Genomic DNA, 15328 nt, shown 5'->3' on the forward strand with positions numbered 1-15328 from the left:
CTTGCTACTTCGCTTGCTAAATCGTTATTCGCTTGCGTTAGAGCTGTCTTGTCTGCTTTGTCGACTAACTGCTCTTTCGCTTTGTCTAACTTACCTTGCGCTTCTGTTACTTTTTCTTGCGCTTCTTGAACTTCAGCTGCTGTCGCATTGTCACCTTTAGCTAATACTGCTTTGGCTGCTTCCTTCGCTGCTGCAACATCTGCTTCTGCTTCTTTCTTAGCGGCTTCGTATGCTTGAATACTTTCTGGTGTCTTACCTTCTGTACTTACAGCTTCATCTAACTTCGATTTATCCTCAGTTAGTTTATTTTTCGCTGTAGTTGTCGCTGCGGTTGTTACGGCATCTTCTGCCGCTTTCAAGGCTGCTTTGGCTGCGTTTACTTTCGCTAGCTCTGCTTGTACAGCTTCTGGTGCCGCATTGTCGTCCGCTATTACTTTTTTCGCTGCTTCCACTGCTTTATCCGCCGCTTCTTTTGCTTTAGTATATGCGTCAACTTTGCTTTGTGGCTTGTCATCTGTAGTTGGTTGACTTGCTACTTCGCTTGCTAAATCGTTATTCGCTTGCGTTAGAGCTGTCTTGTCTGCTGGTTTCACCACATACGTTACTCTTACGTTTTCTGTACTTTGATCTGTATAAGTAACAACAACGTCAAGAGTATGGTTCCCTACTGTAGTTGGATACTGTGTTCCTTCTTTCAGTACAGCTGATGCTTTGTTAGCTACATCTACAGCAGCAAGTAACTCTGCATTTGTAGGATTTTCACCGATTACTTTTGTAATCGTCTTAGTCGTCGGAGCTGTGTGTTCTGGAATAGGATGATTTTGGTTATTTGCTTGAGATTCAACATCGCCATTTCCTCTAGTAGAGGCTGTTGTGATATTTGTATTCCTGTTCACTTTTGTATAGTCAAGTGTAACCTTACCATTTGCTAGACTGATACCATCTGGTAAGGTTGTTGAAGAGCTCCAATTATTTCCTCGTTTAACCAGTGTTACTGTGGCATTGGTATTTTGTTTGTTCTTATAAGTTAAGGTCACTTTTTCTGCATCTGTCGGTAATGTAACTTCTACATCTCCATTTTGACGTGTAGCACTAGTTGTTGCACTCGGTTGTTCAAACTTAGCCTTAATTCGTTTAGTCTCTGAAATTTTCGTTGCGCTAGAAGCTTTTACCGCAACTTCCGTCCCGTCTTTTACTAAACTTTTTGGAAGGGTAAAGCTATTGCCACTAGCTGTAATTCCTGCAACAGCACTCCATCCTTGATCAGTTTTTCTAAAATGTTGTGTTTCTGAACGATTACTAGTTTGATTATGATAAGTCAAATCAAACTCAGTAGCTTCCTGCGGTACAGTAATTACAACCGAACCATCTGGTTGGGCTATACCACTTACATCCTCTAATCTTCCTAAAACCTTAGTAGTAGCTGCTATACTAAAGTCAGAGCCGTCCTTCTGCTGCTTAACTGTAACTGTTGAACCTGCTTCTGCTGTTTCAGCTTGGATTAGGATTTTGCCCAGTCCATTTTCATCATTTATAATCGAAATTGTGCTATCTGCATTGGCGTCATCCTTATTCCAGTTGCTACCAGTTTTAGTAAAACCAACAGTTTTTTCTTGTCCAGTAGCATTTGTATACGTAAGCATAACCTTAGTAGCTTCGTCTTGACCTACCATTGATGTTACCGTTAGAGTTTCTTTATCTTGTGAGATAGTTGGAGATTGAGGCGCTTGGACCGTCACTTTTGTAACCAAGTCATCTCGTGAGATAAACTTACTTTCTGATCCGTCCTGACTTGTAACAGTTGCATTTCCATCGCTATCCACTGTAACAGTCGCTCCTGGGTTAGCAGCTTGTAGAGCCTTCTTAATCTTTTCAATATCTGAAGAATTTAGTTTCTCTGGATCGGTTACAGGTACTTTCTGCTCTGGGTTGACTAACGGTTTACGGTTCTTTGCAGCTTCTTTTTGCTCTTCTGTCAGCTCCAACAAATCTTTGTGGGAAATCAAGCCACTTGTTCCATCTGGTTGTACAACATAGGCATCTCCATTTTGCCCAACGTTTACAGTAGCACCAGGATTTTTCTCCTGAACCTTCTGAGTAATCTTCGTCAATTCCTCTTTGGTTAGCTTATTTGGATTAGCTACCTTCACTTTTTCAGTTGGTTTTTGGATTTCTTTTGGAGAAGTCGAATCATCTGCAGAATCTGCTTGCCCATTTTGTTTCACAAAATCACTGACAGCAGCTTCTTCCTCTTGTCCATCCGGTCTGGTCACCTGAACCTTACCATCATCTGTTATTTCAACTTTAAATCCTGGATTAGCATCTTCAATAGCTTTTTTTAGCTTATCTTTCTCGGTTTGATTTAGACTACCTGGATTTTCAACGGTAACTTTTTCTGCTGGGCTTACAAAGTCACGGCTAACTTCTGTAGGAAGTTCTAGTTTAAGCGATTCTGATAGTGGTGATACAAGATAGTCTAAAACAGGTTCATCTGTACCTTCCTTAACCACTGCCGTAACTAGACGAAGTTCCTCATTCCCCACCAATTCTTGTCTATACTTATCAGGAGTAAACTCAACTGTTCCATCCGCCTTAACATCACCACTAGCAAGAATAGTATAGCCAGTAGCTTTTTTAGGCTTATTATCAGAAGCACCTGTGCCTACAGCATCCACATCATTCCCACCTTTAACCAAGAAGGTTTTCAGTTTTGCTTTATCAGGAATATTTGCTGCTTCTCCTTTTGTTCCAGAGTTTGCTTTGATGACCGGTTTTCCTGTAGTCTTTCCTTTCAAACTCTCAGCTGTTGTTTCAAAAGTCGGTTTCGTAAATGGAATGTATAGATAGAGTTTTTCTGTATTTTTTAGATTATCTGCGGTTGTAACCGTAACAGTAATTTGATGGATACCTGAATTGTCTTTTTTAATATCTCCTGTTAATGGCATCGTACTAGTTAGAGGACCAACCTGATTCATTTCACCATGAACCAAGCCTGTTTTTTCTAAATTAGTTACTTCAATATTTTTGATAATCTGGCCAGCAGGGACTTGAACCAGTACTTGTAGTTGTTTTTCAGTATAATTGTCACGATATAGTGCTTTATACTTACCTTCCTCAAAGCTAGGAGCTGCTCCGCCCTCTCCACTTTGTCCAAACCCAATACGAATCTGACTCCTATCGTAGTTGGCTTCTTTAGCATCTGATGATTCAGACTCTAAGAGTGAAGTTCGCTTGCCTTCTGCAGTCAAATAAGACTGATCTGAAACACGTGACTTGACAGTATAAGAACCTTTTGTAATAACAACATTTTTGAAGGTTGCATTTCCATCATCACCAGCAATACTGGTTGCTACTTCTTTTCCGTCATGGTAGAGAACCATCTCTACACCTTTGGTTCCGTTAGTTGCAGTGATATCCTTTATCGTCCCTGCTTGCTTTTGCAAATCAGTATTTAAACTTGGTTTTTTCGGTTTCACAACAAAATTTAACTGAACCAATTCACCAGAACCGTCAGCAAAGATTCGCTCTACAAGATAAGATTTCACTCCCGGAGTATTGACGATAGTCTTTGCAACCTCTTGGTTGTTTTCAACTTTGACACCATCCTTAAAAAGATTATAAGAAGTTGGATGTGATTCAGCATTATCCCCTACCTTATCCCTATTTTTAAAGTAAGATTCAAGGTCAATGCCTCCATCGCTTTTAGCAATTAAAGATGAAGAGGTACCTGGAGTTGTTGATACATTATTATTTCTCGGCTGCCAAATTTGCCCTTGTACAATCTGATAGTAGCCATTCCCTTCCAACTGAGCCGGATACTTCTCAGCCTGGTCTCCTTCACCGGCAGCTCTACCGTACCACTGATTGACTAGCAAGCGATTAACTGATTTCCCTGACAGCCTAAACCCTTTAACACCCAAGGCGTAATAGAGATTACGGAAAGTCGTATCTGGGGAAGTCGTCTCAAAGGTCAAATGGTAGCTATCATCACGTCCTCCGTCCAAAGAGAAGGTGTAGACTTTCTCGGTTTCATTTTTGATACCAGAGTATTTAGAAGCTGCCTTTTTCTCAACTTCAGTTGGGAAGTTTTTATCAGCATGGTAGTAGAAACCTTTCTGCACCCACCAGTTAACTTCTTCCTTGGCTAAGCCATCCAGACTATCCGTCCGATAACCATAACCTCCACTTTTTGCTGCCGCTCCTGTTGATGCAACAGTCCCCTGCTTTTCATCACTAATTCCATCAGCTGATTGTAAGGCCTTTAGAATTTGATCCTCTCCGTTACCTGCATCTCCACTAGTAGCAGTGGTGCCACCAGTCCTATGATCATAACGAGAAATAGTTACTGAGTTTGCTTTTACAGTGTGGTTTTTAGGTAGGGTAAACCAAAAAGTATTTGATAAGTAGTGGTGTGGACCCCGTCCTACTTTTCCCTTATTGATATCAATCTCCCATTTAAAACCAGTTTCTGTTTTCTTGACTATCCCGTAGATAAAATCTTTCGCTTCCGGAATACGAAACTCTTTTCCGTCCCAATATGCTCTTGAACGTTGCGAACCATAGACATAGGTTCCACGGGCATAAGGTGAACCTGCATGTCCATCTTCTAAAAAGTAGTTGATCCCATCTACATAAGCATTACTTGGCACAGCTATGTAGCCTGAAGGAACTTCTTGTCTGCTTCCTCTTGAACGAGGTTGAATCGCTGTTGTCACCGGAGTGTTTAACGGTTGTTCATCCTGTTCTGTATCATCCTCATCATCGTCAAGTGGAATAGGGTCATAGTCAGACTGGCTGTCTTTGAGCACCCGAGGCTGAAGGACTCCAGTGCTGCTTGTTTTGGCTGCTATCGTGTCAGCAGATCCTGCCCTTTTCTCTCTCACCTGAGAACTTTCTTGAACAGACTCTGGCTGGCTAGAGTCTACTCCAGTAGTTTTAGGGGCAGCTACTGTCTGTCCTTGATTAGATCCTTCCGCTGACCTCCCTTGCCCTTTTATCTCCTTTGTGATCTTGCCTTCAGCAAGTTGCTCAAGTACAACCTCCTTCGACTCTCCCTCATCCGACTCCTGCAGAGCCCCATCAGGGTTACCATCAAATCCAGCGACCACGTCATTAGTTGTAGCTGGAGTGACTGTCTCACTCGCTGCTACTGCACCGTTGGCAAAAAACATCAATGCGGCAACCGCAACACTGGCGGCACCAAAGTGGTACTTACGAATGGAGTAACGGAAGACCTTTTCTCTGTTAGACTTTCTAAAATCCATAACTCTTTCTCCTTAAAGATATGATTGAAGAGAACATGTCATTTTCCTCTTCAATTGACAATAATATTAAATAGCAACTTACGACTATTTACCCCACTATACCTCCTATGAAGAGTATACAGTCTAGTAGCAATTATACCACCCCCCCCCCCCGAATTTTGCAAGGAAAAACATTTAATTTTTTCTGTTTTTAGAGTATTTTATGGTAAATTGTTATCTTTCTAATTATATGTATTGGATTTTTTGATTAAACTGCAAAAAACGAGGACTATTGTATTTTTTTATTTATAAAATTTCGGGTATAAGTTTTACAAAAAAATCCAGTCTCAACAATGTCTCAGAATCACATTTGTACTAGTGTAGTTTCAGTTTACCATAATTATACTAGTACAATTTTTCATTGTCTTCACCTTCTAACTAGATATGATGGAAAGGATTGGTCGATGCTTGGCTAGGTAAAATCTCTAGTTCCCAGCCTTTTTCCTCTTTCCATTGAGTAAGGAGTGCTGCGATTTTTTCCACAAACAGCACTTCGATATAGTGACCTGGATCCAATGCCAGCAAGCCATCAGACAACATATCCTGGGCAGTGTGGTAGTAAATATCACCAGTGATATAGACATCCGCTCCTTTAGCTAAAGCATCCTTATAGAATGACTGCCCGCTTCCACCACAGATGGCCACTCTTGAAATAGGCTTCTGCAAATCTCTCTCTTGATAATGCACCATTCGAAGGCTATCTAGGCCAAAGACTTGCTTGACACGCTGGGCCAAGTCCCAAAATGTCTGAGGCTGAATATTCCCAATACGACCAATTCCACATTCTGGACCTGTTTCCTGAAGATAAGTCGTCTCATCAATGCCTAGCATCTGGCAAAACCAGTCATTGAGCCCATTATCAACGATGTCAATATTGGTATGGCTGACATAAACTGCAATGTCATGCTTGATGAGGTCAATGTAAATCTGATTTTGCGGACGGCTGGCGACCAAGTCCTTGATGGGACGGAAAATCGGCGCGTGCTTGACAATAATCAAGTCCACACCCTTTTCAATGGCTTCAGCCACCGTTTCTTCACGAATATCGAGAGCCACCATGACCCTTTGGATATCCTTGTCCAAAGTGCCGATTTGCAGACCACGACTATCGCCCTCCATGGAAAATTCCTGAGGGCAAAAGGCTTCATATGCGTTAATTACTTCACTTGCTAGCATGGAGAACCTCCTTGATGGCTTGAATTTTATCTACTAGAACTTGACGTTCCTCCAGATTTTTTTCTGGAATTTGTCCGAGGGCAAACTCTAGCTTAACAGCTTCTTTTTGCCATTTTTGGACAAAGACTGGACTGACCTCTTTGCACAAGAAAGGTCCAAAGCGAACATCAATGGCTGATAGCTTCATTTGTCCTGCTTCCACCACCAAAATCTCGTAAAACTTGCCAGCTTCTTCTAGAATGCTTTCTGCCACAATCTGAAAACCATTGTCTTGCAACCAAATGCGCAAGTCGTCTTCACGATTATTGGGCTGGAGAATCAAACGCTCTACGTTAGCTAACTTGTCCAAGCCTTCTTCTAAAATCCTAGCAATCAAACGGCCGCCCATCCCTGCGATGGTAATGACAGACACTCGGTCTTCCTCTTCAAAAGCTGCCAAACCATTGGCTAAACGGACTTGGATTTTCTCCTTTAACCCGTGACTTTCAACATTTTTGACTGCAGATTGGTAGGGCCCGTCCACCACCTCACCTGCAATGGCACTTTTGATTTGTCCTCTCTCAACCAACTCGATGGGCAGATAAGCATGATCACTTCCCACATCTAATAAAATGGCTCCCTGTGGTACAAAGGAAGCTACCAATTCTAATCTCTTTGAAATCATCTTCTCTCACTTTCCAAACTCTATTACCTCTTATTATACCACATTTCGGCTGGCAATCTTGTACCTAAAAAGACCGCAATCCACAGATTGCAGCCTTTCTTTATTTTCTGGCTTGATAGCGACTAGTCAGGATGAAAATCACGGTAAAGACCAACATCATGATACCATAAACAGGTAGCGTTTGTCCTGTAAGTGTCGAAATTTCAAGCAATTTTTGAATTCTTGGGAAGAGAGCTGTGGCTAGGAAGCCTCCTACTGACCAAACAATCAAGAGGACACGCCATAGGGTAAATGGCATGCAGGCTCTAAATACGGATAAGAAACCAATAGACCCAAGCAGATAATAAAGTAGGGTTGAGATTTCTATCTCAGACCAACCTTGACTCGCTCCAAATATTTTCACAAACAGGACGCTGAACACAACCATGAGAGCACTTGGTAGAGCACGAAGCATGGATCTTCTGAGGAAATTTGGCTCAACAGGTTTGATATTTCGCTCAAAAGTCAGAACGAATGGTGGGAAACCTTCCACAAACTGGTCAATCATAGTAATCTGGATTGGAATGAAGGGGAAAATCAAGATCCATTCAGACCGTCCCAGAAGAGCACTGGCGATACAGATAACTGCGAGCAAGAATGAGTAGATGGTCTTTATCAAGAAAATCGGGGCGATATGGGCAATGTTATTGACCACACGACGACCTTCAAAGAGAATCTCAGGAACATCATTAAAGTCTGAGTTCAAGAGAACCAGATTGGCAATCTGACGAGTCGCTGGATCTCCCTCAGCCATTACGATGGAACAATCTGCCTCACGAAGGGCCAAGATATCATTAACCCCGTCCCCTGTCATAGCCGTTGTATGTCCTGATTTTTTCAGCGTTTGGATGATGAGTTTCTTTTGATGAGGGGAAACACGTCCGAAAATAGCTGTCTCCTCCGCCATGGCCATCAATTCCTCATCGATGATTTTCGAACAATCTACATAGCTATGGTAGTCCGCAAAACCAGCCTTCTGGGCAATGCTGGACACCGTAACGGGATTGTCACCAGAGATAATTTTGAGGCCCACTTCCTGAGAACGGAGATAGTCCAGCGTCTCTGCTGCTCCCTCTCGAATAGGGTCCAAGATTTCCAACAAGGCCAGAGCCTGAATATCAGAAGGTTTCTGTGGTTTGTGATGGTCTAATTTCTCCTGACTGAGAGCTAAGACCAAGACACGTGAACCTCTCTCCAAGGCCTCTCTGGCTTCTGGGACTTCAGAGTCCAGCAACATCTCAGGTGCCCCTAAGAAAACTGTCCCCAAACATTCTAACTCCATGGCTCCCCACTTGCGGTCGCTGGAGAAGGGAAGCTTGGAAATCATAGGATAAGTAACTTCTCCCACAAAACGCTGTCGAATGGCTTGGGCAGTTGGATTCTTATCCTCACTATGAGCCATATAGCTGGCCAAGATGCTAGCAAGCGCTGACTCTCCATACTCTTCGGTCAAAGGAAGAACAGCCTCCACCTGCATCTTTCCTTGAGTGATGGTACCCGTCTTGTCCAGACAGAGCATATCCACGCGCGCCAAGGTCTCAACAGAGTACATCTCCTGCACCAAGACCTTTTTCAAGCCCAGCTTAATCACTGCAGCCAAGAGCGAAGTAATGGTCAAAAGGGCAATTCCCTTGGGCAACATTCCCAGAAGTGCTGTCGACGAGTTTACAACGGAAGACTTGAGAGGCAGGCCTTTTAAAAGCAAGGCTTCTAGCAAGAGAGCTAGACCAAAAGGAATGATAATCTTCCCAGTAAAACCAGCTAGCTTGTCCAGCGATTTCATGATACGAGAGTTGATGGGTTTAACGGTCTTGGCTTCCAGCATGAGTTTGGCAGCATAGTTCTCAGATCCAACATGGTGAACTTGAGCTGAAACTGCCCCACTGGCTAAGAAACTTCCTGACAAAAGCAAGGCATCCACTTCCTTTTGTACCAAATCACTTTCCCCCGTCAACATGGCTTCATTGACTTCCGCAAAGCCTTCCAAAACTAAGGCATCACTGGGAATCTGCTCTCCAGCAGACAGACGAATGACATCTCCTAACACCAATTCTTCAGGATTCAGAGCCACTTCTTGGCCATCACGAATAGTCTTGACCTTTTCCTTGGTCATGAGATTGAGCCTGTCCACCATGTGTTTGGCCCGTAGCTCGGTCACAATTCCAGAAAAAGCGTTAAAGCAGATAACAGCAAAGAAGACCAGATTGCTCCAAGCCTGCACAAAGGCAAGGGCCAAAGCAATGGCAAAGTTCAAAGCGTTAAAAAGGGTAAAGACATTTCGTTTGATGATTTGCCAAGTGCTGGTACTGGCCGAAGCAGTAAAATCATTGACCAAGCCCTTAGTCTGTCTTTCCTTGACTTCTCTTTGGGTTAATCCCATAATCTTATTTTTATCCATAAATTCTATCATATCATTTTTTCTAAAAGAATTCTAATCTCATCCCAAATATGCATCTAGTCAAGGGAAAAGTTTGCCAGCCCTCCTTTGATAAGGTATAATAATAACAAGAAAACAATCGAAGGAGATCGCATGTTTTATACTTATTTGCGTGGATTAGTTGTATTGCTCTTATGGTCCATCAATGGCAATGCCCACTATCATAATACTGATAAAATTCCTAATCAAGATGAAAATTATATTTTGGTTGCGCCTCACCGCACTTGGTGGGATCCAGTTTATATGGCCTTTGCGACCAAGCCAAAACAGTTTATCTTTATGGCAAAAAAAGAACTCTTTACCAACCGTATCTTTGGCTGGTGGATTCGTATGTGTGGCGCCTTTCCTATCGACCGTGAAAATCCTAGCGCCTCAGCCATCAAATACCCTATCAATGTTCTCAAAAAAAGTGACCGCTCTCTCATCATGTTTCCAAGTGGGAGCCGTCACTCAAACGATGTCAAGGGGGGCGTAGCTCTGATTGCCAAAATGGCCAAGGTCCGTATCATGCCGGTTACCTACACCGGTCCCATGACTTTGAAGGGCTTGATTAGCCGTGAACGTGTCGATATGAACTTTGGAAATCCAATCGATATCTCAGATATCAAGAAAATGAATGATGAAGGCATTGAAACAGTCGCCAATCGTATTCAAACAGAATTCCAACGTCTGGACGAAGAAACGAAACAATGGCACAATGATAAAAAACCAAAGCCACTCTGGTGGTTTATCCGCATTCCTGCCCTCATCCTTGCTATTATACTCGCTATCCTAACCATCATCTTTAGCTTTCTCGCAAGCTTCATCTGGAACCCAGATAAGAAAAGAGAAGAACTTGCATAGAAGAAATGAACCTTGGCCAAACAGCTAAGGTTTTCATTTATATAGTAGATTGGAACTAGAATAGTACACCTCTACTTCTAAAACATTTTTAGAAATCGATTTGACTGTCCTGATCGATTTGTCCTGCTTTTGTTTCATTTTACTATATTTATAAGAATCTCCTAATCAAATCAAAAGCCACTCTACAATAGAGTAACTTTAAGATTGTCCATTTATACTCAATGAAAAAGCCCTCTGAAAATCAGAGAGCTGATTTTCAGAGGGCTAAAATCCTAGTGAAACAAAAAAATCTCCACGATCAGAAAAGTCTCTATCGTGCCATTTTCATACATGATGTATAGTCCAAGTAGAATGAATACTAAGGGCACAATGATTCGCTCGTATTTTTCAATTGTCTCGAATATTAACGGAATAGAGGATAACACCCGACTAATCTCGCAAAAGATAATTATGCCGATTACAAACACAAGCAAGGCCACGAGGGTCTGTGACCAATCTAACGAAGCAAAATAAGGTATATAGATACCTAAATTATCTCCGCCAGACGCAATTGTCAGCAATGTAACTGTCCAAAACAGTTGATTTGCCTTGCTTTGTTCTAATCTTTCAATAATTTCTTCCTCTTCTTCTTCCGCATCTTCTCCAACAATTGCAAAGCGAATCCCTAAATAGATAGGGATTAAACCAAGCAATCCAACCATCCATTCTTCAGGCACGAAATTAACGACATAAGCAGCAACTAAACTCGCCCCTACAAGTAAGCCTGTGCCTAGATATTGCCCCGCATAAATATGCCATTTCTGTTTATTCTGTGATAGCTGTGCAAATAAAATAATTAAAATAATTAAATAATCGATACTGGTAGAAATATAAACACCAATAGCAGATATGATTGTCTGTCCCATAAAAAAACCTCCTGTATTAGTCAGTAATAAATCAGCAGATTTTAGGAGAGCACAGACACATTAATTTAGCTATCGCTAGTGGGTAATGTCGAACGTAGGAAAGCATTTTACTCCTCCTCAAAACGTAGTTACAAAGTAATTTCTAACTGGAATTCAGTGACTACTTCCATGTAAAGTATAAACATACTATACTTTACTTTGTAAAGAGTGGGCTCTTCTAGGGGGCTTGCAGACAGCTACTCGGCTTGAAAAGCCGAGTAACTGCGCACCTTTATGGTGTAATTAGCTGATACCATTTGAGGTTTTTGTAGTCTCCAAAATTGTTACCGATAAAACCTCAATAAAAAAGCCCTCTGAAGTCAGAGAGCTGATTTTAGCCCGGGCTAAAATCCTAGTGAAAAAGATGAAACTCCTTGTGCTCATCGAACACTGTGTCATTTCCCTATTTTCATACGGATTTTTGACGCCCTTAGCATCATGATTCTTGCTAGATCAATCGTTTATAGACGAGGCGAAGATCGTACGAAACTTTCAGTGAAACAAAAAAAATCTCCCCGAAGGGAGAAAAGCTGGTTTATTTTACCTTACAGTGCTAGGAACCGTAACCGAAGATTATACTTGAGTATAGCGAGGTAAGGTGACAACGCAAAAAAGCTACCCAATTTAGAGTAGCTTTATTATCAAGATATGCTCAATTGAACACGGCCTAAGCACTTGGCAAAAAAGATAAAATCTCCTAGAAACTGAAGTTTCTTCGTCAATTTTCCTATTTTTGCTTTGTGCTTTTGACGGCCTTTGTATCTTGAATTAGCGACGAAGTCCTAGAGAGTTGATCAACTCACGGTAACGGTTAACGTCGTTTTTACGCAAGTATGCAAGCAAGTTACGACGGCGACCGATTTTTTTCATCAATCCACGGTAAGTAGCGTGGTCTTTTTTGTGTTGTTTGATGTGTTCGTTAAGGTGGTTGATTTCCCAAGTAAGGACAGCAACTTGAACCTCTACTGAACCTGTATCACCTTCGTGACGTGCATATTGTGCAATGATTTCATTTTTTTTCTCTTTTGAGATTGCCATGATGTTTCTCCTTTTTATTTGGCTTCATCCGAGTGACAGGTTGGCATGCCTGTAACCAAGAAGAAGTTATTTGTCTTTACGACAATCCCTATTCTACCAATAACTAACTTCTTTGTCAACAGATTTACTTTCTTGTTTTAAACATGCTATAATAATCATAGCAAGAGATTTAAGTTGTCTGTTTTTTTAAAACGAGCTGATTATCATGCCTAGATTCTATTCCCATCTCCCCCACTATCTGGTCATCTTTTTCTTTTATTGGCCTCTTTATGAATTATTTTCACTGCTCTCATCCGGTCCCAATCTGCTAGGACTCATCTTCTAAATATCTTTATCTTTTCTCCGTTAGTAACCTTCATCGTTTCTCTTCTTTACGGTTACCGTTTCCCTTTTTCCCTTTTGACATTGGATTGCTCTTTTGCTTTACTATCATTTCTTTCCACGATTTTAGCATTGTCTACTTTTTAGCCTATGGAACCTTTGCTCTGGTCGGCATGGCTTCCGGTATTGGTATCAAGCATATTCTGCAAAAATGAAAAACAAAAAACTTTCACAAAATCCTTGAAAAATCTCACAATCATGCTATAATAATCCATAGAGACAAGTCACTTAGTCCCTTTCTACTAGAGAGTGCGTGGTTGCTGAGAACGCATAGAAAGACTATACTGATACTACTCTTGAGTTTTTTATGAAAACATAAAACGGTGGCCACGTTAGAGCCAATCAGAGGTGTCCCTCTCTTTTGAGGTACATAAATGAAGGTGGAACCACGTTGCGACGTCCTTTCTAGGACGTCGCTTTTTGTTTCTCTTTGCTTTTTGTTTCTCTTTATTTAAGACTGCGAAATAGGGAAACACTTCTGCTTTAGAAATAATGGATAACCAATATAAGGAGAACATCATGATTAACATTACTTTCCCCGATGGCGCTGTTCGTGAATTCGAATCTGGCGTTACAACTTTTGAAATTGCCCAATCTATCAGCAATTCCCTAGCTAAAAAAGCCTTGGCTGGTAAATTCAACGGCAAACTCATCGACACTACTCGTGCTATCACTGAAGATGGAAGCATCGAAATTGTAACACCTGATCACGAAGATGCCCTTCCAATCTTGCGTCACTCAGCAGCTCACTTGTTCGCCCAAGCAGCTCGTCGTCTTTTCCCAGACATTCACTTGGGAGTTGGTCCAGCCATCGAAGATGGTTTCTACTACGATACTGACAACACAGCTGGTCAAATCTCTAACGAAGACCTTCCTCGTATCGAAGAAGAAATGCAAAAAATCGTCAAAGAAAACTTCCCATCTATTCGTGAAGAAGTGACTAAAGACGAGGCACGTGAAATCTTCAAAAATGACCCTTACAAGTTGGAATTGATTGAAGAACACTCAGAAGACGAAGGCGGTTTGACTATCTATCGTCAGGGTGAATATGTAGACCTCTGCCGTGGACCTCACGTTCCATCAACAGGTCGTATCCAAATCTTCCACCTTCTCCATGTAGCTGGTGCTTACTGGCGTGGAAATAGCGACAACGCTATGATGCAACGTATCTACGGGACAGCTTGGTTTGATAAGAAAGACTTGAAAAACTACCTTCAAATGCGTGAAGAAGCTAAGGAACGTGACCACCGTAAACTTGGTAAAGAGCTTGACCTCTTTATGATTTCACAAGAAGTGGGACAAGGACTTCCATTCTGGTTGCCAAATGGTGCGACTATTCGTCGTGAGTTGGAACGCTACATCGTTGACAAAGAGTTGGCTTCTGGATACCAACACGTTTATACTCCACCACTTGCTTCTGTTGAACTTTACAAGACTTCTGGTCACTGGGATCATTACCAAGAAGACATATTCCCAACTATGGACATGGGTGACGGGGAAGAATTTGTCCTTCGTCCAATGAACTGCCCACACCACATCCAAGTCTTCAAACACCATGTTCACTCTTACCGTGAGTTGCCAATCCGTATCGCTGAAATCGGTATGATGCACCGTTATGAAAAATCTGGTGCCCTCACTGGTCTTCAACGTGTGCGTGAAATGTCTCTCAACGACGGTCACCTTTTCGTTACTCCAGAACAAATCCAAGAAGAATTCCAACGTGCTCTTCAGTTGATTATCGATGTTTACGGAGACTTCAACTTGAATGAGTACCGCTTCCGTCTCTCTCTTCGCGACCCTCAAGATACTCACAAGTACTTTGACAACGATGAGATGTGGGAAAATGCTCAAACTATGCTTCGTGCAGCTCTTGATGAAATGGGCGTGGACTACTTTGAAGCCGAAGGCGAAGCAGCCTTCTACGGACCAAAATTGGATATTCAAGTTAAGACCGCTCTTGGAAAAGAAGAAACTCTTTCTACTATCCAACTTGACTTCTTGCTTCCAGAACGCTTCGACCTCAAATACATCGGAGCTGATGGTGAAGAGCACCGTCCAGTGATGATCCACCGTGGGGTTATCTCAACTATGGAACGCTTCACAGCTATCTTGATTGAGAACTACAAGGGGGCCTTCCCAACATGGCTGGCACCACACCAAGTAACCCTCATCCCAGTATCTAACGAAAAACACGTGGACTACGCTTGGGAAGTAGCCAAGAAACTCCGTGACCGCGGTGTCCGTGCAGACGTAGATGAGCGCAATGAAAAAATGCAGTTCAAGATCCGTGCTTCACAAACCAGCAAGATTCCTTACCAATTAATTGTTGGAGACAAAGAAATGGAAGACGAAACAGTCAACGTTCGTCGCTATGGCCAAAAAGAAACACAAACTGTCTCAGTTGATGATTTTGTTGGAGCTATCCTAGCTGATATAGCCAACAAATCACGCGTTGAGAAATAAGAACCTAGCATAAAAGCCTTCAGTCCGGAGGCTTTTTCGT

8 protein-coding genes and 1 pseudogene are annotated in these 15328 nt (G+C 42.0%); 3 read left to right on the forward strand and 6 right to left on the reverse strand.

All coding sequences use genetic code 11. The features are described from left to right. The 4 genes from B4W83_RS04795 to B4W83_RS04810 all read right to left on the reverse strand — a co-directional run. Positions 1 to 5264, reverse strand: a 5264-nt coding sequence (locus B4W83_RS04795) for a YSIRK-type signal peptide-containing protein (RefSeq protein ID WP_142246431.1), incomplete at its 3' end; no start/stop codon positions are given. A gap of 417 nt (positions 5265 to 5681) precedes the next feature. Further along, a complete protein-coding gene (locus B4W83_RS04800; RefSeq protein WP_000881143.1) occupies positions 5682 to 6479 on the reverse strand; it encodes a Nif3-like dinuclear metal center hexameric protein in 798 nt (265 codons plus the stop codon). Beyond that, positions 6466 to 7143, reverse strand: a complete 678-nt coding sequence (locus B4W83_RS04805; RefSeq protein WP_000624064.1) for a tRNA (adenine(22)-N(1))-methyltransferase — start codon at positions 7141 to 7143, stop codon at positions 6466 to 6468. Before B4W83_RS04805 ends, B4W83_RS04800 begins: the two co-directional genes overlap by 14 nt. 100 nt (positions 7144 to 7243) lie before the next feature. Continuing rightward, a complete protein-coding gene (locus B4W83_RS04810) occupies positions 7244 to 9580 on the reverse strand; it encodes a cation-translocating P-type ATPase (RefSeq protein WP_025172077.1) in 2337 nt (778 codons plus the stop codon). Between the two features lie 132 nt (positions 9581 to 9712). Here B4W83_RS04810 and B4W83_RS04815 point away from each other — a divergent pair, with 132 nt between their 5' ends. Next, positions 9713 to 10462: a lysophospholipid acyltransferase family protein gene (locus tag B4W83_RS04815; protein WP_000500196.1), complete on the forward strand. Its 750-nt coding sequence runs from the start codon at positions 9713 to 9715 to the stop codon at positions 10460 to 10462. A 272-nt stretch (positions 10463 to 10734) separates the two neighbouring features. On the opposite strand, the gene B4W83_RS04820 is transcribed toward B4W83_RS04815, so the two are convergent. Further along, on the reverse strand, positions 10735 to 11367 hold the full coding sequence (locus B4W83_RS04820; protein WP_000531724.1) for a CadD family cadmium resistance transporter: 633 nt from the start codon (positions 11365 to 11367) through the stop codon (positions 10735 to 10737). 807 nt (positions 11368 to 12174) lie between these two features. Next, positions 12175 to 12444 carry a 30S ribosomal protein S15 gene (gene rpsO / locus B4W83_RS04825; protein ID WP_001018251.1) on the reverse strand — a complete coding sequence of 90 codons (270 nt, stop codon included), beginning with the start codon at positions 12442 to 12444 and terminating at the stop codon, positions 12175 to 12177. A 205-nt stretch (positions 12445 to 12649) separates the two neighbouring features. Between rpsO and B4W83_RS13350 the strand changes: the two are divergent. Further along, a pseudogene (locus B4W83_RS13350) lies at positions 12650 to 13009 on the forward strand (hypothetical protein). 335 nt (positions 13010 to 13344) lie between these two features. Continuing rightward, on the forward strand, positions 13345 to 15288 hold the full coding sequence (thrS, locus tag B4W83_RS04835) for a threonine--tRNA ligase (RefSeq protein ID WP_000608343.1): 1944 nt from the start codon (positions 13345 to 13347) through the stop codon (positions 15286 to 15288). Positions 15289 to 15328: the final 40 nt, after the last annotated feature.

This window comes from Streptococcus pseudopneumoniae ATCC BAA-960 = CCUG 49455 (assembly GCF_002087075.1).
In the GTDB taxonomy this organism is placed as follows: Bacteria; Bacillota; Bacilli; order Lactobacillales; family Streptococcaceae; genus Streptococcus; species Streptococcus pseudopneumoniae.